This window comes from Marivivens sp. LCG002 (assembly GCF_030264275.1).
Classification (GTDB): domain Bacteria; phylum Pseudomonadota; class Alphaproteobacteria; order Rhodobacterales; family Rhodobacteraceae; genus Marivivens.
In genome coordinates, this window is sequence record NZ_CP127165.1 from 2,682,467 (window position 1) to 2,700,997 (window position 18,531).

The window sequence follows — 18,531 nt, forward strand, 5'->3', positions numbered from 1 at the left end:
ATTAGTGACGGAAGTGACGCATGCCGGTAAAGACCATCGCCAGACCCGCTTCATCGGCAGCGGCGATAACTTCGTCATCGCGCATCGACCCACCCGGCTGGATTACACAGGTCGCACCAGCCGCCGCAGCCTCCATCAGACCATCGGGGAAGGGGAAGAATGCATCCGATGCAACAGCAGAACCGATCGTAAGCGGCTTAGGCAAACCAAGAGCCTCGGCCATCCGTTCTGCCTTTTTCGCTGCAATCAAAGCCGAGTCCACACGGCTCATTTGCCCCGCGCCGACACCAACGGTCGCGCCGTCTTTGACGTAAACGATGGCATTGGACTTGACGTGCTTTCCGACTTTCCAAGCAAAGAGCAAATCGGAGAGCTGCGCATCGGTCGGAGCTTTCTTGGTGACCACTTTGAGATCATCGAGGCCGATAAAACCGGCGTCCTTGTCTTGGACAAGCATTCCACCCGCGACCTGACGAACGGTGAACGAGCGGTCCATCACATTCGGCAAACCATCTGTGGTGAGAAGGCGAAGGTTCTTTTTGGCGGCGAAAATCGCTTTGGCCTCGTCCGAAGCACCGGGCGCGATGACCACTTCCGTGAAAATCTCGGTGATCGCCTGAGCCGTTTCGGCGTCAAGCGGACGGTTGAGCGCCACAATCCCGCCAAACGCAGAGGTGCGGTCGCAATCGAATGCTTTCTGGTAGGCCTCGATCAGGGTCGCACCTTTGGCAACGCCGCAAGGGTTTGCGTGCTTGATGATCGCAACAGCTGCGGTTTCAGCCGGATCGAATTCGGCAACCAGCTCATAGGCGGCATCGGTATCGTTGATATTGTTGTAAGACAGTTCTTTGCCCTGATGCTGGACAGCGGTCGCGACACCCTGACGTGCGGAGCCATCAACATAGAAGGCGGCCTGTTGGTGCGGATTTTCGCCGTAGCGCAGGGTCTGCTTGATTTCGCCCGCGACAACGCGGCGACGCGGAGCTTCTTCACCAATCGCTTTTGCCATCCAGTTGGATACAGCCGCGTCATAAGCACCGGTCCGCGCATAAGCGATCTGGGCGAGACGCTGGCGGAAGGCATAGCTCGTCTGACCGTCGTTTGCCTCGAGTTCGGCCAAAAGCGCCGCATAATCCTCGACGTCGACAACGGTGGCGACAAAGCCGTGGTTCTTGGCAGATGCGCGGATCATGGCGGGACCACCGATGTCGATATTCTCGATCATCTCTTCATAGTCTGCGCCACGGGCAAGAGCGGCTTCGAACGGATAAAGGTTCACAACCAGAAGGTCGATCGCGCCGATGCCATGCTCGGTCATCGCGGCGACATGTTCATCATTGTCACGAAGCGCAAGAAGACCGCCATGCACCTTGGGATGCAATGTCTTGACGCGGCCATCCATCATCTCGGGAAATCCGGTGACTTCGGAGACATCCTTGACGTCCAAACCTGCGTCGCGGAGCGCTTTGGCAGAACCGCCCGTCGAAAGCAGCTCGACACCATGCGCGGCCAGCGCTTTGCCGAGATCAATAAGGCCAGTCTTATCTGAAACAGAGAGAAGGGCGCGGCGAATGGGATGCAGGTCAGTCATGTGGTCCTCTGGGCTCAAAAGCTGTCGCTGCCCGCTATGGTATCTCCGACCAGATCACGCAGGGCATCAGGTGTCTCCTGCGCTTTGGCCAAAGACCAGCGAACGCGCGTCGCATATGACATTGCGCGTCCAGATAAAACCACCTGTGATGCCGCACGGGGCTTTAATCGACCATTTTCGAGATAAACCGAAGGCTCGAGCCGCATTTCGGCAGTCCCGTCATGCCGAAAAACCCAAATTTCACCACTTTTGAGCGCCATGGAGATGGCAGCGCCACCAAGATCAATCTCGGCATCCACTTCGGGGTGGAGGTGAAAACGGATCGAAAACGGAACACCTTGGAGCTTTTCCGCGTCGAGCGCACGGTCGAACCGTTTCTTGTCCCCATCACTGATCGAACCGATGAAATCCTCTCCGACCAATCCCCGCCCATCAAGGCTCAGATCAAGGGTTCGAGCATGGGTGAGACCATGTGTACGTTGATAGCCATTATGTGCGACCTGAAGTCTGTGACCGTCGGCAAGGGTTTCCCATTCCACGGGCACCTGATCGGGCACATCGGTCAACCACTCGCGGTCCAATCCCCCAAGACGGGTTCCAGACCCAAGCCTGGACGAGGAATACCCGTCAATCGCAAGTGTCGAGTGGCTGGCTGTTGCGCGCCCCGCTCGGCGCCACTCTTCGCCGAAGCTACGACCGTTGCCGCAGTTCACGATGACGGGCCGACGACCGGACGTCAGTTCGAAAGCACAAGTCGAAGCGTGCCCTTCGAAGCTTGCTGCTCCGGTCGGAGGGGCCGCGGCGTCGACGACAACACTGGTGCGACCTGCACTCAAACGCACGTAGCCCATATAGAGGCTTTCGGTCGGCATTTGCTTGTTACCCGAAGCGGCCAAGGCTTGTTCCAAGCGCCCTTCGATCCCGCGTCCACCCCCATGAAATCGGGCAAGCCCGCCATCGGAATGGCGTAGCGCCCGAAGCGTCGGGACAATCCGGTCGATCGCAGCATGGACGCTATGCGGAATAGGACGGTCCGCTTCGCCCAGCGCTTGCACCGACCAATGCAACAGGGTCAGAACCTCGAGCAGCTCTTGCGGATTGCGTGTGGGGAGCCCGCCTTGCCCATCCACCTGATGGACACAGTCTTTTGCAAGGATCGACACCGCCGGCTCGACGTATTGGGACATCCCCTGAAGCGACAACCCCGCGTAAATCATTCCCGTCATCGCTTCGAAGCGCGCCAAACCGGGTTTCACGGTCTTGCCTCGCCGCGAGAGGAATAGTGTCTGGTGGGCGAGTGATCGATAGAAACGATCCGTCCAAACCTGATCCTGACCACGCATCAAAAAGAAGGCGTGATTGATCCAGCGAATAAGACGACGCCCCGTCAGATCGGGGACCCAGCCCGGACCTGTGCCGTTTCCATAGCGATGAATCCACTCGCTCACCCAAGCCTGTGCTCGTTCGCGAGCCTTGAAGTCACCGACAGCCGCCAGATCATCAAGCCAAGCAAACCCGTGAAGCTCGTCAATAGCCATGGCAGACGTTGCGTTGATCGACCAGATCGAGCCCGAAGGCGCTTCGGTCAACTCGCCTGCGAAGAGAAAATTCCCGGCAATCAATTGCCGACCACGCGCATAGATACCGATCGACCGAGGCTCGGGCTGTGACGAAAAACCTGTTGGAACTTTTGCACGCGCAGCGATTCGCGCATGAACGCGGTGCATGAATTCCGTGCCTTTGGCACTCCATGTTTGCGACTTTGACAAGCGCGACTGCCTCGGTTTGCGTGTTCCGCTGTTTATTACAGAAGATGTTAGCCAGACCTAAGCGCCGAGTCACGCAGCCTTTCGAAGAACAGCGACATAGAACCCGTCCATACCGCCGAACTCTGGCCAATAGTCGGGGCGCAAACGAAGCCCGCCTTCTTCGGTTTTCCAGCTTTCTTCTATCCATGACTGATCGAAAGCAGAACGATCGACCCAAAGCCCATCATGGCGCTCCAAGGCCTCCTCGACCTGAACCTCACCTTCGTCAGGCAGCAATGAACAGGTGCAGAAAACCAACCTTCCGTCAGGTTTCAGAAGGGTCAGGGCATGATCAATCATGGCCTCTTGTTGCCCGATCAACTCGCCGAATTCGCTACCATCTTTGGCATAGGGAAGATCAGGGTGACGCCGAATGGTCCCCGTCGCGGAACAAGGCGCATCGAGTAGAATGGCGTCATAACCATCCTCGTCGAACTCGAAAGCATCGGACACGACGGTCCGCGCCTTCAACCCCGTGCGCGCGAGGTTCTCTTCGACGCGGCGCATACGCGATTCGGAAACGTCGACTGCGGTCACATCCGCTCCCGCACTGGCAAGCTGCATGGTCTTGCCCCCCGGAGCCGAACAAAGGTCGAGCACTTTTTCGCCGGTCTTGGGTGCAAGAATTCGAACGGGAATTGCAGCGGCTGCATCCTGAACCCACCAAGCACCATCTGCGTATCCTTCAAGTTCGGACACCTGTCCGGCATCAGCCAAACGCACTGATCCCGAGGGGAGAACTGTTCCACCAAGTTTTTGCGCCCAGCTTTCGGGATCGGATTTCACAGTCAGATCAAGCGAAGCACCAAGGAAATGGGCATGTTCCATGCCTGCCACTTCTGCCTTTCCCCAAGCCTCGATCATAGGACCACGAAGCCAATCGGGCAGCCGCGGTTCGGGCAGACGATCCCAGGCCCCGGGACGCTCGGCGGCGACTTTGCGCAGCACGGCGTTGACAAGACCCTTCATGGCCTGAGTTCGTTTGTTACGACCCACGATTTCAACGCAAGCATTGACGACACCATGCGCAGCCTCGCCGTTCCATATCTCGACCGTTCCAAGCCGCAGAGCATTGCGCACAGTCAATGGCGGGCGCTTCTGGAGAAACGGCTTGAGCATCCGATCCGCGCGATCCATGCCGCGCAATGTCAGAAGCGCCAGGCGTTGTGCGCGTGCACGATCTTCGGGTGCGAGATGCGAAAGTGCCCCACCGCCGATCAATTCGGACAGGAGCCTGCCTTCTCCGGTCACTTCATCGAGCAAGAAATGTGCTGCCGAACGCGGAGCAAGGCCGATCTGAGTCATGTGTTCCCCTTGAGAAGTCTGTTTCCCCGCGTATATCAAGTGCAGTAACCGGACAAGGAACACACCGATGGCCGATACCGAAAAGAAAGACCTCCCGCCCGCCGCCCTACGCGCGCTTCAAGAAGCCGAAGAACGTCGTAAGGCCGCTCAATCTATTGAGCTTCCACCCGAGCTTGGGGGAAGAGACGGACCCGAGCCTGTGCGCTTTGGGGACTGGGAAAAAAAAGGGATTGCGATCGACTTCTGATCAGTCGATGCGAAAGGTTGCAGCGCGCCCCTGACCTTGGTTTTCGGTAAAACGAACCTTGCGCCCGTCAACTTCAACCAACTGACAATTAAACGGAATTTCGCGGTCGCCCCATGCCATGGTGCGGCAGAAATATCCGTTGTCCCATTGCCAGCTCCCTGTGACGGTCGACCCGACCGCCTCGCCATCGATAAGCCCGTCAGGCGTCACCCGAAGTCGGATTGGGAAAAGGCTGTGTTTGAGCTGACCTTCCTGCATCAGACCAACGAAAGTCGAGCGATCGGAAACCACGTTAAATTCGGCTGCAGCCGCTGTCGGCAATAAAAGTGCAAATAGAATAGCTTTCATGAAGAGCCCCCGTTTTTTGACGACGCTCCATAAATACGCTCGATAACCCGATTCGGTTCAGTTTTAAGTCAAAGCCCCAGCACATCGAGCATGGAATACTCGCCTGCGGGTTTACCTTGGGCCCAAAGCGCGGCCTTGAGGGCACCACGCGCGAAGACCGCGCGGTCGGTCGCAATGTGGCGCAGCACAATCCGCTCGCCATCAGCCGCAAAGAGAACATCGTGTTCCCCCACAATGTCGCCGCCACGAATGGCCGTAAACCCGATGTCGCCGCGCTTTCTGGCTCCCGTAATGCCGTCGCGGCCTGAATCGCGCACGTCCTTGAGGTTTACGCCGCGCCCTTCCGCGGCAGCTTCACCCAACATCAGTGCGGTTCCCGAAGGGGCGTCGACTTTGCGATTGTGGTGGGCTTCGATCACTTCGATGTCGAAATCCTCGTCAAGTGCAGCGGCGACTTTTTTGGTCAACTGAACCAACAGGTTGACACCAAGCGACATGTTGCCTGCGCGCACGATTGTCCCGCGCTCCGCAATCCGCGCAATTGCGGCAAGATGGCTGTCGTCAAAGCCTGTGGTCCCGATGACATGGACGCAGCCCGCCTCGGCGGCCAGCTCGGCAAAGGCGACGGTTGCGTCAGGCGACGTAAAATCGATCACCGCATCCGCCCCTGCAAAAGCCTCGGCGGCTTTGTCGGTCACGGTCACACCGCTGGCGGCTCCACCCATCATTTCGCCAAGATCACGGCCTATCCAGTCATGCCCGCTCCGCTCGACCACGGATTTGAGCTTCGCCGTTCCCGACTCATTAATGAGTTTGATGAGCATCCGCCCCATACGACCCGATGCACCCGTAACCACAATGAGCGGCGAATTCGACATGTTCCAACCTTCCGTAGCGGTAAAATCTGCTAATCCACTGACTGCACGTCAAAGCCTCGCTTGGCAAGAGCGCAGCATCCGCTTACATGGGCGTTATGGCAAAGAACCGTTTCTCCGAAGGCTCCGGCCCCTCTCAGCGTCAACTTCGCGTTGGCGAAATGCTGCGTCGTGCACTTTCTGATGTGCTCGCACGAGGCGACGTGCATGATCCCGATCTCGGGCGCATGTCCATAACCGTTGGGGAAGTGCGGTGCTCGCCCGATCTCAAACACGCGACGGCATATGTCCTTCCGCTCGGCGGGCAGGGCAAGGATGAAGCGCTCGCAGCGCTTCGCCGCAACAAGGCCGAGATCCGCCATCAGATCGTGCGGAACATCACACTCAAATACGCGCCTGATTTCCGTTTCGAGATCGACGAGACTTTTGACCGTATGGACGACACGCGCCGCATGTTCGCGGACGAGCACGTGCGTCAAGACCTCGACGACGACATCGGGGACGACGAGGACTGAGTTCTCTTGATTGACCCAAGCGCCTGTCTCGACTAGCAGGCGCCCCTGCACAAAGGCGGAGGCAAACATGGGCAAGCGCAAAGGCCGCGATATTTCGGGTTGGCTGGTGATCGACAAACCGGCGGGGATCACCTCGACGGCGGTCGTCAACAAAGTCCGCTGGGCTTTCGGCGCGAAAAAGGCGGGCCATGCAGGCACGCTCGACCCCGAAGCGACGGGAGTTCTCGCCGTAGCACTTGGCGAAGCCACCAAAACCATCCCCTACATCACCGATGCCCTCAAGGCTTATGAGTTTTCGGTCACTCTGGGCGCGGCAACGAACACCGATGACGCCGAAGGGGAAATCATCGCGCGTTCGGACAAACGCCCGACTGACGACGAAATCAAAGCGGCCTTGGGCAATTTCCTCGGTGACATCATGCAGGTTCCACCCAAGTTTTCGGCCGTTAAGATCGATGGCCAGCGCGCCTATAAGCTGGCGCGTGACGATGAAGATTTTGAAATCGCGCCTCGCCCACTTTGGGTTGAAGAACTGGTAATGGTTGACCGGCCCGATCCCGAACATGTGCTTTTGGAGATGACCTGCGGCAAAGGCGGGTATGTCCGTTCGATCGCACGCGATCTGGGCGAAACACTTGGCTGCTTTGGCCATGTGGACTGGCTTCGCCGCATTTGGTCGGGTCCCTTCGACGCAGCAGAGGGTCTTAGCCTCGAAACCATCGACGCACTTGCCAAAACTCCTGAACTCGATGCCCATTTGAAACCGCTCGAGGTGGGTCTCGCAGATCTGACCGAAGTGCGCGTGCCGCCCGAAAGTGTAAACAAACTGCGCAACGGCAATGCCGCGATGGTTCTCGCTCATGACGTCGAATATGGCGAAGAATGTTGGGCAAGCTACGAAGGCCAGGCAATCGCGGTCGGTATTTTCAAGTCCGGCGAACTTCATCCAAGCCGCGTTTTTGTCCATGACGCCTAGGCCGTCGGCATGATCACGCGGTTTTTCACCAAAGAGGATGCTGTCTCCGAAGCCGTTTATTCGGACTGCGAGAACTATCGCTACAGCCTGACCCGTATTTGGGAAGAGCGCGGCGCGCGGGCTCTCTTTGTGATGTTGAACCCCTCGACCGCAACAGAAGTCCAGAACGACCCGACGGTCGAGCGTTGCGAGCGCCGCGCACGGGCGCTCGGGTTCGGCGGATTTCGCGTTACGAATATTTTTGCATGGCGCGACACCGATCCCCAGAAAATGCGGGCCGCAGCCGATCCCATCGGACCAACGAACGACGATACCATTCGCCAAAGCGCACTGGAATGGATCCGCGACAGTAAGGACCAAATCGTCTGCGCGTGGGGGGCACATGGTGATCATCTCTCAAGAGGTGCAGCCGTCGAAAAAATCCTCCGAGACACGGGCAAGGATCTCTATTCCCTCGGTCTGACCAAACAGGGACATCCCAAGCATCCGCTTTATATCGGCTATTCCGTCCAGCCCGAAATCTGGCACCCCCGTTAACTATTCGGTAAGTTAATCGTCGGTTAACGAGCCGTTGCGCGGTTAAACCTCAAACACATTCCAATGTTGTTCGAGGTCGAAATGCTTTTGCTCCTGAGCCTGATCGGTTTTGCCCTTGCCGGCATCGCAATGCCCACTGCGCCTGAAGAGACCGAAACAGAGACCCCGCCCGATCAAACCGACATGGTCGTAAACGGTGGTCCTTTGAACGATCTTCTCTCGACACTTGCTGGCGATGACTACCTTGCAGGGCATCTTGGCGATGACATCCTAAAGGGGGGCGACGGCGCGGATACCCTGATTGGCGGCATGGGGGATGATACCCTCGTCGGAGGCGATGGAGATGATACGCTTCACGGTTACTACGACAACGACCTGCTGATCGGCGGGCAAGGGTCCGACCTGATCTTCGGCGGAAACGGGAACGACATTCTCGACGGCAGAGAGCCCGACCCGCAAAAGGATTTCCTAAACGGCGGTGCAGGAGACGACTGGATCGTTGCAGGCGCGGGCGATCATGTGAACAGCGGAAGCGGAAGCGACACTATCGCTCTTCTGTCCGAATATGACGCGCCTGTAGTGGTCGACGATATGACGGACGAGGACACGATCATCATCGGATATCCCGCACAAAGCGCCCAGCCCGCCCTCTCGGCCGAGGCGGATAGCGGCGGCATCATGATTTTCGGCGACGGGAAACCCTTGGTCTATCTGCAAGGCGCGACGAACTTCGATCTCGGCGCCATTCGCTTTGAAGCTCTATAAAAGAAAGGAAATTTCTTTTCTTTATGGGTCTTTTCGACTAAGAGCGCGCATCGGTTGGTGAGACTCACCATTCGATCCTCCAAGGGCCTTGCTGGACGACATCCCGGCCTGCGCCATAACCCCTTGATTTAAAAGGAGACCCCGATGTCGATTACTGCAGAAGAAAAGACTCGCCTCATCAAAGAATTCGGCACCAAAGAAGGTGACACCGGTTCCCCCGAGGTTCAGGTTGCAATTCTTTCGTCGCGCATCGCGACACTGACCGAGCACTTCAAAACCCACAAGAAAGACAACCACGGCCGCCGTGGTCTTCTTATGATGGTTGCTCAGCGCCGCAAGCTTCTGGACTATGTCAAAGGCAAGGACGAAGCACGTTACCAGTCGCTCATCGAGCGTCTTGGCCTGCGCCGCTAATCTAACCGCAAGGTTCGGATTACAAACGCCCGTTCGCAAGAGCGGGCGTTTTCATTTTCGCCTCCCGACAGGAAGCGCGACAAAAATGGCGATCGAAACCAATGCTTTCCAAATGCCTTGTTTTCATGTATGCGCCCCACATCTGAGACGTTGCGTTTTGACCTTGGCGCTCGAATTAGGATGAAAAGGTCGGTGGCAATGGGGCCACCATGCAAACGGGAGACCCGCAGGGGCGGGAGTGCTCCCAACCAGGATACGCTAGATGTTCAACGAAGTTAAAAAATCGATCCAGTGGGGCGATGAAACCCTTACTCTGGAAACCGGCAAGGTTGCCCGTCAGGCTGACGGCACCGTAATTGCCACCCTCGGCGAAACCTCGGTCATGGCTAACGTGACTTTCGCCAAAGAACAAAAGCCGGGTCAGGACTTCTTCCCGCTGACTGTTCACTACCAAGAGAAATACTACGCCGCCGGTAAGATTCCGGGCGGCTTCTTCAAGCGTGAAGCACGTCCGACCGAGAAAGAGACGCTGACTGCGCGCCTTATCGACCGTCCGATGCGCCCGCTCTTTGCACCCGGCTTCAAGAACGAAGTTCTGGTCATGTGCACCGTTCTGTCGCACGACCTCGTCAACGACCCCGACGTTGTTGCAATGATTGCGGCTTCGGCTGCGCTCACCATTTCGGGCGTTCCCTTCATGGGCCCCGTTGCCGGATGCCGCGTCGGCTTCGTGAACGGCGACTACGTTCTCAACCCCTCGGTTGACGATATGGACAACCTTCGCAACAACCCCGAGCAGCGTCTCGACCTCGTTGTTGCTGGGACCAAGAACGCTGTGATGATGGTTGAATCGGAAGCCTACGAGCTTTCCGAAGCCGAAATGCTCGGCGCTGTTACCTTTGCTCACGAGCAAATCCAGCCTGTTATCGACCTGATCATCGATCTGGCCGAAGATGCCGCGAAAGAGCCCTTCAACTTCGTCGCTCCCGATTATTCGGACCTCTACGAAGCTGTTAAGGCTGCTGGCGAAGAGCAAATGCGCGCCGCCTATGCGATCACCAACAAGCAAGAGCGCGTCGCCGCTGTTTCGGCTGCCAAAGAAGCGATCAAAGCTTCTCTGACCGAAGAACAGCTCGAAGATGCAAACCTCGGTTCGGCCCTCAAAAAGCTCGAGTCGAGCGTGCTTCGCGGCACCGTTGTAAAAGAAGGCAAGCGTATCGATGGCCGCGCCCTTGATCAGGTTCGCCCGATCGTCTGCGAAACCGGCATTCTGCCGCGCACCCACGGTTCGGCCCTGTTCACCCGCGGCGAAACCCAGGGTCTGGTCATCACCACGCTCGGTACGGGCGACGACGAACAGATCATCGACGCGCTGCACGGCAACTTCCGCTCGAACTTCCTGCTGCACTATAACTTCCCTCCGTATTCGGTTGGTGAAGTGGGCCGCGTCGGTTCGCCGGGTCGTCGTGAAATCGGTCACGGCAAGCTTGCTTGGCGTGCGCTTCAGGCTGTTCTGCCTGCTGCAACCGACTTCCCCTACACCATCCGCGTGGTCTCCGAGATCACCGAATCGAACGGTTCCTCCTCGATGGCTTCGGTCTGCGGCGGCTCGCTCTCGATGATGGATGCAGGCGTTCCTCTCAAGGCACCTGTTGCCGGCGTTGCCATGGGCCTCGTTCTTGAAGATGACGGTGACTTTGCAGTTCTGACCGATATCCTCGGCGACGAAGATCACCTCGGCGATATGGACTTCAAGGTTGCGGGCACAGAAGCCGGTATCACCTCGCTCCAGATGGACATCAAGGTTCAGGGCATCACCCCTGCAATCATGGAAAAAGCTCTAGAGCAGGCTCGCGCTGGCCGTCTGCACATCCTCGGCGAAATGAGCAAATCGCTCACTTCGGCAAACGAGTTCTCGGTTCACGCTCCGCGCATCGAAACCATGCAGATCCCGACCGACAAGATCCGTGAGGTGATCGGTTCGGGCGGTAAGGTTATCCGCGAGATCGTTGAGACCTCGGGCGCCAAAGTCGACATCAACGACGACGGTATCATCAAGATCGCGTCCTCGAACGGCGATGCCATCAAGAAGGCCTATGACATGATCTATTCGATCGTCGCAGAGCCGGAAGAGGGCAAAATCTACAAAGGCAAAGTCGTCAAACTCGTCGACTTCGGTGCTTTCGTGAACTTCTTTGGCAAGCGTGACGGTCTCGTCCACGTGTCCCAGATCGAAAACCGTCGCCTGAACCATCCCTCCGACGTTCTCAAAGAAGGTCAGGAAGTTTGGGTCAAGCTGCTCGGTTTCGACGATCGCGGCAAAGTTCGCCTTTCGATGAAAGTGGTCAACCAGGAAACCGGTGAAGACGCTCCGAAAGAAGAAGCAACCGCAGAAGAGTAATCTTCACGTCAAAGTCCACGCAGAGGCCCCGATGAGAATCGGGGCCTTTTGCATTTTGGCAACAACTTTGAGGCGGGTGAAATTGTTGGCATATCTCGGAATTGGAGTGTGCTACGATGGACCCAGTTTTTAAAGAGGACCTTGACCCATGAATTTCAAAGCCACACTCGCCGCTCTCTCTGTCGCACTTCTCCCTGCGGCTGGCATTGCAACCGCTCAAGAGGCCGGTGACAAGTCGATCAATCTCGGTCTTTCGATCTTCGGCGGGACGCTGAGCGGCAGCTATCGCATCAACTCCAAATTCGGTGCACGCGGGCTTGTCATGGGTGGTCTGGGATACAAGACCAATCTCACGCGCGATGGCGTCGACTATTCTCTCGACGGCAAATTGGGTGCAACTGGCCTTCTCGCTGACTTCTATCCGACCGAAGGCAACTGGCGCGTTTCGGGTGGTATCATTCACTCGACCAGCAGCATCAAAGCGACAGGGACGCTCTCTGCAACAAACCCTTATAAAGCCTTCACCAACGGCTCGATCGACGCCAGCCTGAAGTTCAACCGCAGCTATATCCCGACCGTCACCACGGGCTATGACTGGCAATTCGGCGACAAATGGCAGCTGAGCGGCGAAGTCGGCGCGATGTTCATCAACGGCGCAGCGCTCTCGGTCACCAGCAACGATGCCGCCATTCAAGCACAGCTTGATGCAGATGCGACCATCACCGGCTACAAGAATGACGCTGCCAAGCTCAAGGTATTCCCCTACCTTGGCCTTTCGGTCGGCTTGCGCTTCTGATCGACTCACAACAAAGTTATTGAACCCCGACGACACTGTCGGGGTTTTTTAATGGCGAAAGGCTGTATACTGGCCCCGAGTACGATGAGGAGATGTTAGCGAAATGAAAAGACGCGACTTTATGACCGCTGCAGGGGCTTCCATGCTCTGCGCACCTGCTCTTGCGCAAAACGCACCGCTCTCTCTAACCATTTCCCCGACTGAACAAACAGCCATTGTGAACGGCATCCCTTTGCCCGGACGGATGGAGGGGAACTTCGAGATCCCCGAGGAATATTGGGCGCGCGTCGTGAAGGTCCGTGCCGCGCTGCCCGCCGGCGAAATCCACATTCTTCCGCAAAACAAGCATCTCTATCTCACCTTGGGCAACGGAGAGGCGATCCGCTATGGCTGCGCCATCGGCCAAGAGGGGCTCGCTTATTTCGGCACAGCCGTCATCGGCCGCAAAGTCGAATGGCCAAGCTGGACCCCCACACCCGAGATGATCAAGCGCAACCCTGCTGCCTATGAGAAATACGCGGATGGTATGCCGGGGGGGCCGACCAATCCGCTTGGCGCGCGCGCTCTCTATTTTTATGAAAACGGTCGTGACACCGCGATCCGTATCCACGGCACGGTTTCACCCGCAAGCATCGGAAGCGCATCGTCGAACGGCTGCTTCCGCATGTATAACAGTCACGTAATCGACCTTTATAAGCGCGTCCCGCTTGGAACGGTTGCACACGCCTACTAATCGAAAGGGCCCCTTCGGGGCCCTTTGCTTTCGGCCCTAGGCCTTGTGTTTTGCGGTGCGGAGGTAGGGCAGCTTGATATCGATCTCACCAAACTTTTCGCGCGCCTGATCATCATTGAGCGAAAGCGCAACAATAACATCTTGACCCACCTGCCAGTTCGCGGGCGTTGCGATCGGCACACCATAGGTCGCCTGAAGCCCGTCCAACGCGCGGAGCACCTCGGCAAAGTTACGTCCGACCGACATCGGATAGGTCATGGTCAGCTGGAGCTTCTTGTTCGGGGCAACAATGAACACCGAGCGAACGGTCGCGGTATCGGCAGGCGTGCGACCATCAGGGAGATAGGCTTCGGCGGGAAGCATATCAAACGCCTTGGCGACAGCGAGATCGGTATCCGCAATGATCGGGAAACCGGCTTTGGCACCGGCAAAGCTCTCGATGTCGGCTTTCCATTTGGTGTGCTCTTCAACGCCATCGACCGAAATGCCGATAACCTTGGTGCCGCGCTTGGCCCATTCTTCGGCAAGCTGGGCAACTGCGCCGAATTCGGTCGTGCAAACGGGCGTGAAATCCTTGGGGTGGGAGAAAAGGATTGCCCAGCTATCCCCGATCCAGTCATGAAGAGCAAAGCTCCCCTGATCGGTCTCGACAGTCAGGTTCGGAATCGTATCGTTAATGCGCAGACCCATGAGGTTCCTCGTTATGTATTTGGTTCTGACCGCAATATAGGCACGCTGTGAATAATCTACCACCGCCGCTTGTCGCCGCGGATAAGAAATGCGACTGTCCGCCGCAATATGATCAAATATCAGGTCTCCAAGATGCTGGCACGGCGTGAATTCTATATCGACGGTCAATGGGTTTCCCCGACAAGACCGCGCGATCACCACGTTATAGATCCTTCGACCGAACAGCCGATTGCGATCATCTCGCTCGGTGATCAAGAAGACACCGACGCTGCTGTTGGCGCCGCGAAACGCGCTTTCGAAGTCTGGAGCTGCACCGAACCTGCTGTGCGGCGGGAGTTCGTTCTCAAACTCCTCGAACAATACGAACTGCGGAAATTCGACCTCGCAGAGGCGATCACTGCGGAAATGGGAGCGCCGAAAAGCTCTTGCTTGGTTGATCAGGTCGAATGCCTTCCAAGGCATCTGAGCAGCTTTATCGACGCCTTTGACAAGATCGAATGGCAGTCCCCCATCGCACCCGATCTGGCGAACAATATCGTCGCCCAAAGCGCGGTCGGTGTGGTCGGGCTGATTACGCCATGGAACCGCCCGATCAACCAGATCACGCTCAAGGTGGTTCCAGCGCTGCTTGCAGGTTGCACGGTCGTTCTCAAACCCTCGGAAGAAGCGCCGCTCTGCGCCTATATCCTTGCCGAAATGATCCACGCGACAGGCCTACCCAAGGGCGTGTTCAATTTGGTGAATGGCGATGGCCAAGGGGTCGGGAGCCAGCTTTCTTCGCATCCAGACGTGGATATGATTTCCTTTACGGGCTCTACACGTGCTGGCCGCGCCATTTCTGCTGCCGCCGCATCGACGCTCAAACACGTCGCGCTCGAACTTGGGGGCAAAGGGGCAAACCTCGTGTTTGCAGACGCCGATCCCGATGCCGTCATGCGCGGTATCCGTCATTGCTTCTTCAATTCGGGCCAAGCCTGTAATGCGCCCTCGCGGATGTTGGTCGAGCGCCCCTACTATGAGCAAGCCATTGAAATTGCGAGAAGCTTTGCACTAAATACCATCGTCGCAAGCGCGCATGACGAAGGGAAGCATCTTGGCCCTGTCGTGAACAAACGCCAATGGGAGCGCATCCAAAGCCTAATCCAGTCGGGCATCGACCAAGGCGCGCGCCTCGTCGCGGGCGGCACTGGGCGTCCTCATGGTCTCAATTCGGGATACTTCGTGCGGCCAACCGTTTTTGCCGACGTCGTGCCGGGCATGACGATCGAACGCGAAGAAATCTTTGGCCCCGTGCTCTCCATCATCCCGTTCGACACCGAAGAAGAGGCCGTCGCGATTGCCAACAACACGCGCTATGGCCTCACGAACTTTGTCCAGAGCGCAGACCCTGAAAGGTGCAATCGGCTGGCCTTGAAACTCCGTGCAGGGATGATCGAAGTGAATGGAATCCGTCGCGACGCCAGCGCCTTTTTTGGCGGAATACGGGATTCAGGCCGAGCGCGAGAAGGTGGGATCTGGGGGATCAAAGAGTTTCTCGACACCAAGCTGATTTCGGGCTGGACCCCCTGATCAGAAGGGCGCTTTGGCGGTAATCCGCATCCCTTTTCCGCCATCGGGATGACGGAACTGAAGCGTTTCGGAATGCAGCATCAAGCGCGGAAAATCGCGTGCAGGCCCCGTTGCGTAAAACGGGTCCCCAAGGATCGGATGGCCGATTTCCCGCATGTGGAGCCGAAGCTGGTGGGACCGTCCCGTTTGGGGATAGAGCCGCACTCTGCTTTCTGTCTCTGTCGTTCGCACAACGCGATAATCCGTCACGGCGGGACGGCCGTTTTCAAAATCAATCTTCTGCAGCGGTCTGTTCGGCCAGTCGACTATGATCGGAAGATCAATCGTTCCTGTCTTTTGCTCTACCTTACCCCAGACCCGCGCCACATAGGTTTTCTTGGTAAAACGTTTCTCGAACTGAAGTCCGAGATGCCTTTGGGCGTGGGGGGTCAAAGCGAAAATCATCACGCCCGACGTGTCACGGTCCAACCGATGCACCAACAAGGCAGTGGGAAACGCGGCCTGCACACGCGCAATCAGACAATCCGCAAGATGATCCCCTTTGCCCGGAACAGACAGAAGCCCGCTCGGTTTATCCACCAAAAGAACCTCGTGGTCCTCGTGGAGAACTACAAGCGGATCATTCGGCGGATTGTAATCCTCACTCATCGTGCAAAAACCGAAGCGAGGATGGTCTCGAGCGCCGCTTGATCCTCAACGGTAAACGCTGCGGGCAGATCACTATCAAGATCGAAAACACCGATCACGGCACCAGAGGCGTCAAACACAGGAAGGACAAGCTCGGAGCGCGTGCTGGATGAACAGGCGATATGTCCTGGAAACGCGTCGACATCATCGACAAGTTGGGTCTGGCCAGTGCGCGCCGCCGCGCCGCAAACGCCACGCGCAAAGGGAATGACAAGACACCCATGCCCCCCTTGGTAAGGCCCGATCTTGAGAAGCTCGGGCTCCGTCACCCGATAGAAACCTGTCCAATCAAAGCGGTCATCGGAATGGTGCACCTCGCAAGCGACCGTCGCCATAAGAGCGACGACATCCGTCTCGCTTTCGGTCAAAGCCGCAATTCTTTTGCTCAGGTCGTGGTAATCAACGCGCATTCAAGTCTCCGCAAAACTCAGAGACTTCCTAAGTCGCCAAGCCAAAGGGAGCAAGCCACTCAGTTGAGTTGGAAATGCAGCGGATAAAGCCCGTCCTCGAATGGTCCGAACAAATCAGGGAGATCGGGGTGGGTTACAGGTTCGCCCGAATAGTCGGCAACAAGGTTTTGCTCGGACACATAGGCAACGTAATAGCTTTGACCGTTCTCCGCCAAAAGATGATAGAACGGCTGGTCCTTTGCGGGGCGGCTCTCTTCCGGGATGGCCTCGTACCATTCGTCGGTATTGGCAAAAATGGCGTCCACGTCAAAGACAACCCCGCGAAACGGATGTTTGCGGTGGCGGACGATCTGGCCCAGATGGTATTTTGCGCGCGTCTTGAGCATAAGAGAAAACCCCCGAAGCCTTAGTAACTCTTGGCCAGTTCACTGTCCACGTCGGGAGCCGATTCTATTGGAAACAGTCTGTGGACTCGACTTTGACAGTCCACCTGAGCCGAAACCTGCCTGTCCTTTATGAGTTTCAATACAAATGTGATTGCAAGGACCGAAGACCGCCGTTTGCATGACAGCAAAAATCGGCTAAAATCGGAAAAAATATAAATGAAAAGCGAGAGGCAGATGAGCAGAAAATTCCTCGCGCTCGTGATGGTACTTGTTGTTTTGGGTAGCTGCGGCGAGCGCAAAGGCTCTGCTCCACGCGACCTTGATAACGCGTGTTCGATCATCACCGAGCGTCCCCAATATGTGCGGGCTTTCAAGAACGCCAAGCGCAAGTATGGCGTCGAACCTGCCGTGTTGATGGCGATGATTTACCAAGAAAGTAAATTCATTTCGAACAACCGCACACCGCACCAATATGCGATGGGGATCATTCCCTTGGGGCGGCAATCCTCGGCCTTCGGCTATGCCCAAGCGCTTGACGGCACATGGGAAGAATATCAGCGCGGTGGCGGCGGATTTGGTGCGCGCCGTGACGACATCAACGATGCGACCGACTTTATGGGCTGGTATATGAGCCAAACCGTTGAAGAAACCGGTATTCCGATCAACGACACCCGCAACCAGTATCTTGCCTATCACGAAGGCAGAACGGGCTACCTGCGTGGAACCTATAAATCCAAATCATGGCTTGTGCGTATCGCGAACGAGGTGGAGGGGAGATCCTATCTCTACGCAAGCCAGCTCGCGAACTGTCGAGCTGCACGGTTCTAGAAAAAAGCCCCGCGACTGCGGGGCTTTGTTTATTTCAAAGGCCATTTTTCGGCGGCAACGACCGCACTAAAGAGGTTCTCGGAATAGGCCCCCCCTTTGGTCAAGTCCCCGAGGATCATCGTGGTCTGAGAGCCCGTGTTGTCAGTAATGATCCACTGGCGAAGCTCGACGGGGTTTGCCGTGAACACGAGCTGGATGTTGCCATATTCGGGATGCTCTGGGTCCTGTGCGGTGATCGTTGTGGTCGCGCCATCAGAGCGATGCCCGACGACCATCTGCTCGCGCGAGAGGTTCACATTCCGATCCAGAATGATCGACAGCGGCGTGCGGTTGAGCGGATATTGCTCGGGATTGCTGTTCGATCGCGGATCAAAGATGGAGAGCTGGCCGCCGCCGGCAAGAACCAGTGAATTATCCGGAGCGTTATAATCGAAGCGGATACGCCCCGGACGCTTGATCGTGATGGACCCCGTGGAAATCGTGCCGTCTGCATTCACTTGCGTGAACTCGGCCTGTGCCGTTTGCAGGCCATTGAGATACGAAGATATCTCTTCGAGCGAAAGTTGCTGAGCCTGTGCCGTATAACCGCCCAAAAATGCGAGAGCAAAAGGGGCAAGGACAAGAATGCGTCGAAGGGTGTTCATATGTTT

21 protein-coding genes are annotated in these 18,531 nt (G+C 56.9%); 11 read left to right on the top strand and 10 right to left on the bottom strand.

The genetic code is table 11. The features are described 5' to 3' along the window. Position 1: 1 nt before the first annotated feature. The 3 genes from purH to QQG91_RS13290 all read right to left on the bottom strand — a co-directional run bounded on the left by purH (position 2) and on the right by QQG91_RS13290 (position 4,704). On the bottom strand, positions 2 to 1,591 hold the full coding sequence (gene purH / locus QQG91_RS13280; RefSeq protein ID WP_285770696.1) for a bifunctional phosphoribosylaminoimidazolecarboxamide formyltransferase/IMP cyclohydrolase: 1,590 nt from the start codon (positions 1,589 to 1,591) through the stop codon (positions 2 to 4). 14 nt (positions 1,592 to 1,605) lie between these two features. After that, positions 1,606 to 3,360 (bottom strand): heparinase II/III family protein, encoded by a 1,755-nt coding sequence (locus tag QQG91_RS13285; RefSeq protein WP_502881578.1) that lies wholly within the window; start codon positions 3,358 to 3,360, stop codon positions 1,606 to 1,608. 69 nt (positions 3,361 to 3,429) lie between these two features. Continuing rightward, positions 3,430 to 4,704, bottom strand: coding sequence for an RsmB/NOP family class I SAM-dependent RNA methyltransferase (locus tag QQG91_RS13290; protein WP_285770697.1), 1,275 nt, complete (start codon positions 4,702 to 4,704; stop codon positions 3,430 to 3,432). 67 nt (positions 4,705 to 4,771) lie between these two features. On the opposite strand from QQG91_RS13290, the gene QQG91_RS13295 reads away from it, so the two are divergent. Further along, a complete protein-coding gene (locus QQG91_RS13295) occupies positions 4,772 to 4,951 on the top strand; it encodes a DUF1674 domain-containing protein (RefSeq protein ID WP_285770698.1) in 180 nt (59 codons plus the stop codon). On the opposite strand, the gene QQG91_RS13300 is transcribed toward QQG91_RS13295, so the two are convergent. Together QQG91_RS13300 and dapB are read right to left on the bottom strand one after the other, a co-directional pair. Beyond that, the gene (locus QQG91_RS13300; protein ID WP_285770699.1) at positions 4,952 to 5,299 is read right to left on the bottom strand and encodes a dihydrodipicolinate reductase; all 348 of its coding nucleotides are present in this window, start codon (positions 5,297 to 5,299) and stop codon (positions 4,952 to 4,954) included. It lies immediately after the preceding gene. A gap of 68 nt (positions 5,300 to 5,367) precedes the next feature. Further along, a complete protein-coding gene (gene dapB / locus QQG91_RS13305; RefSeq protein ID WP_285770700.1) occupies positions 5,368 to 6,177 on the bottom strand; it encodes a 4-hydroxy-tetrahydrodipicolinate reductase in 810 nt (269 codons plus the stop codon). Between the two features lie 95 nt (positions 6,178 to 6,272). On the opposite strand from dapB, the gene rbfA reads away from it, so the two are divergent. The 8 genes from rbfA to QQG91_RS13345 all read left to right on the top strand — a co-directional run bounded on the left by rbfA (position 6,273) and on the right by QQG91_RS13345 (position 13,311). After that, entirely contained in the window at positions 6,273 to 6,689 is a 417-nt protein-coding gene (rbfA, locus tag QQG91_RS13310) for a 30S ribosome-binding factor RbfA (RefSeq protein WP_285770701.1), read from the top strand. Positions 6,690 to 6,756: 67 nt separating this feature from the next. Then, positions 6,757 to 7,665 carry a tRNA pseudouridine(55) synthase TruB gene (truB, locus tag QQG91_RS13315; RefSeq protein ID WP_285770702.1) on the top strand — a complete coding sequence of 303 codons (909 nt, stop codon included), beginning with the start codon at positions 6,757 to 6,759 and terminating at the stop codon, positions 7,663 to 7,665. A gap of 9 nt (positions 7,666 to 7,674) precedes the next feature. Beyond that, on the top strand, positions 7,675 to 8,202 hold the full coding sequence (locus QQG91_RS13320) for a DUF1643 domain-containing protein (protein WP_285770703.1): 528 nt from the start codon (positions 7,675 to 7,677) through the stop codon (positions 8,200 to 8,202). 63 nt (positions 8,203 to 8,265) lie between these two features. Beyond that, positions 8,266 to 8,967, top strand: coding sequence for a calcium-binding protein (locus QQG91_RS13325; RefSeq protein WP_285770704.1), 702 nt, complete (start codon positions 8,266 to 8,268; stop codon positions 8,965 to 8,967). A gap of 144 nt (positions 8,968 to 9,111) precedes the next feature. After that, positions 9,112 to 9,381, top strand: coding sequence for a 30S ribosomal protein S15 (gene rpsO, locus QQG91_RS13330; protein ID WP_285770705.1), 270 nt, complete (start codon positions 9,112 to 9,114; stop codon positions 9,379 to 9,381). Between the two features lie 262 nt (positions 9,382 to 9,643). Next, positions 9,644 to 11,782, top strand: coding sequence for a polyribonucleotide nucleotidyltransferase (gene pnp / locus QQG91_RS13335; protein WP_285770706.1), 2,139 nt, complete (start codon positions 9,644 to 9,646; stop codon positions 11,780 to 11,782). Positions 11,783 to 11,930: 148 nt separating this feature from the next. Continuing rightward, positions 11,931 to 12,578, top strand: coding sequence for a hypothetical protein (locus tag QQG91_RS13340; RefSeq protein ID WP_285770707.1), 648 nt, complete (start codon positions 11,931 to 11,933; stop codon positions 12,576 to 12,578). A gap of 103 nt (positions 12,579 to 12,681) precedes the next feature. Further along, the gene (locus tag QQG91_RS13345) at positions 12,682 to 13,311 is read left to right on the top strand and encodes a L,D-transpeptidase (protein WP_285770708.1); all 630 of its coding nucleotides are present in this window, start codon (positions 12,682 to 12,684) and stop codon (positions 13,309 to 13,311) included. A gap of 36 nt (positions 13,312 to 13,347) precedes the next feature. On the opposite strand, the gene QQG91_RS13350 is transcribed toward QQG91_RS13345, so the two are convergent. Continuing rightward, positions 13,348 to 14,001 carry a peroxiredoxin gene (locus tag QQG91_RS13350; RefSeq protein WP_285770709.1) on the bottom strand — a complete coding sequence of 218 codons (654 nt, stop codon included), beginning with the start codon at positions 13,999 to 14,001 and terminating at the stop codon, positions 13,348 to 13,350. Between the two features lie 132 nt (positions 14,002 to 14,133). Here QQG91_RS13350 and QQG91_RS13355 point away from each other — a divergent pair, with 132 nt between their 5' ends. After that, a complete protein-coding gene (locus QQG91_RS13355) occupies positions 14,134 to 15,570 on the top strand; it encodes an aldehyde dehydrogenase family protein (protein ID WP_285772362.1) in 1,437 nt (478 codons plus the stop codon). Here the strand turns inward: QQG91_RS13355 and QQG91_RS13360 are convergent, their stop codons facing one another. The 3 genes from QQG91_RS13360 to hspQ are packed head-to-tail and all read right to left on the bottom strand — an operon-like array spanning position 15,571 to position 17,053. Next, on the bottom strand, positions 15,571 to 16,218 hold the full coding sequence (locus QQG91_RS13360) for a pseudouridine synthase (protein WP_285770710.1): 648 nt from the start codon (positions 16,216 to 16,218) through the stop codon (positions 15,571 to 15,573). Next, positions 16,215 to 16,667, bottom strand: coding sequence for a free L-methionine (R)-S-oxide reductase MsrC (gene msrC, locus QQG91_RS13365; protein WP_285770711.1), 453 nt, complete (start codon positions 16,665 to 16,667; stop codon positions 16,215 to 16,217). Before msrC ends, QQG91_RS13360 begins: the two co-directional genes overlap by 4 nt. A 59-nt stretch (positions 16,668 to 16,726) precedes the next feature. After that, positions 16,727 to 17,053, bottom strand: a complete 327-nt coding sequence (hspQ, locus tag QQG91_RS13370; protein WP_285770712.1) for a heat shock protein HspQ — start codon at positions 17,051 to 17,053, stop codon at positions 16,727 to 16,729. Between the two features lie 234 nt (positions 17,054 to 17,287). On the opposite strand from hspQ, the gene QQG91_RS13375 reads away from it, so the two are divergent. Beyond that, positions 17,288 to 17,881 (top strand): transglycosylase SLT domain-containing protein, encoded by a 594-nt coding sequence (locus tag QQG91_RS13375; protein ID WP_285770713.1) that lies wholly within the window; start codon positions 17,288 to 17,290, stop codon positions 17,879 to 17,881. 29 nt (positions 17,882 to 17,910) lie between these two features. Here QQG91_RS13375 and QQG91_RS13380 read toward each other — a convergent pair whose 3' ends face one another. Continuing rightward, positions 17,911 to 18,525, bottom strand: coding sequence for a LolA family protein (locus QQG91_RS13380; protein ID WP_285770714.1), 615 nt, complete (start codon positions 18,523 to 18,525; stop codon positions 17,911 to 17,913). Positions 18,526 to 18,531: the final 6 nt, after the last annotated feature.

What these genes read in the sequence shown, in the direction of transcription:
- pnp (WP_285770706.1), top strand. Translation starts at nt 9,644, where the DNA reads ATGTTCAACGAAGTTAAAAAATCGATCCAGTGGGGCGATGAAACCCTT.
- truB (WP_285770702.1), top strand. Translation starts at nt 6,757, where the DNA reads ATGGGCAAGCGCAAAGGCCGCGATATTTCGGGTTGGCTGGTGATCGAC.
- QQG91_RS13345 (WP_285770708.1), top strand. Translation starts at nt 12,682, where the DNA reads ATGAAAAGACGCGACTTTATGACCGCTGCAGGGGCTTCCATGCTCTGC.
- purH (WP_285770696.1), bottom strand. Translation starts at nt 1,591, where the DNA reads ATGACTGACCTGCATCCCATTCGCCGCGCCCTTCTCTCTGTTTCAGAT.
- QQG91_RS13355 (WP_285772362.1), top strand. Translation starts at nt 14,134, where the DNA reads ATGCTGGCACGGCGTGAATTCTATATCGACGGTCAATGGGTTTCCCCG.
- QQG91_RS13290 (WP_285770697.1), bottom strand. Translation starts at nt 4,704, where the DNA reads ATGACTCAGATCGGCCTTGCTCCGCGTTCGGCAGCACATTTCTTGCTC.
- QQG91_RS13360 (WP_285770710.1), bottom strand. Translation starts at nt 16,218, where the DNA reads ATGAGTGAGGATTACAATCCGCCGAATGATCCGCTTGTAGTTCTCCAC.
- QQG91_RS13300 (WP_285770699.1), bottom strand. Translation starts at nt 5,299, where the DNA reads ATGAAAGCTATTCTATTTGCACTTTTATTGCCGACAGCGGCTGCAGCC.
- QQG91_RS13325 (WP_285770704.1), top strand. Translation starts at nt 8,266, where the DNA reads ATGTTGTTCGAGGTCGAAATGCTTTTGCTCCTGAGCCTGATCGGTTTT.
- QQG91_RS13380 (WP_285770714.1), bottom strand. Translation starts at nt 18,525, where the DNA reads ATGAACACCCTTCGACGCATTCTTGTCCTTGCCCCTTTTGCTCTCGCA.
- QQG91_RS13340 (WP_285770707.1), top strand. Translation starts at nt 11,931, where the DNA reads ATGAATTTCAAAGCCACACTCGCCGCTCTCTCTGTCGCACTTCTCCCT.
- QQG91_RS13295 (WP_285770698.1), top strand. Translation starts at nt 4,772, where the DNA reads ATGGCCGATACCGAAAAGAAAGACCTCCCGCCCGCCGCCCTACGCGCG.
- QQG91_RS13350 (WP_285770709.1), bottom strand. Translation starts at nt 14,001, where the DNA reads ATGGGTCTGCGCATTAACGATACGATTCCGAACCTGACTGTCGAGACC.
- rpsO (WP_285770705.1), top strand. Translation starts at nt 9,112, where the DNA reads ATGTCGATTACTGCAGAAGAAAAGACTCGCCTCATCAAAGAATTCGGC.
- dapB (WP_285770700.1), bottom strand. Translation starts at nt 6,177, where the DNA reads ATGTCGAATTCGCCGCTCATTGTGGTTACGGGTGCATCGGGTCGTATG.
- rbfA (WP_285770701.1), top strand. Translation starts at nt 6,273, where the DNA reads ATGGCAAAGAACCGTTTCTCCGAAGGCTCCGGCCCCTCTCAGCGTCAA.
- msrC (WP_285770711.1), bottom strand. Translation starts at nt 16,667, where the DNA reads ATGCGCGTTGATTACCACGACCTGAGCAAAAGAATTGCGGCTTTGACC.
- QQG91_RS13375 (WP_285770713.1), top strand. Translation starts at nt 17,288, where the DNA reads ATGAGCAGAAAATTCCTCGCGCTCGTGATGGTACTTGTTGTTTTGGGT.
- hspQ (WP_285770712.1), bottom strand. Translation starts at nt 17,053, where the DNA reads ATGCTCAAGACGCGCGCAAAATACCATCTGGGCCAGATCGTCCGCCAC.
- QQG91_RS13320 (WP_285770703.1), top strand. Translation starts at nt 7,675, where the DNA reads ATGATCACGCGGTTTTTCACCAAAGAGGATGCTGTCTCCGAAGCCGTT.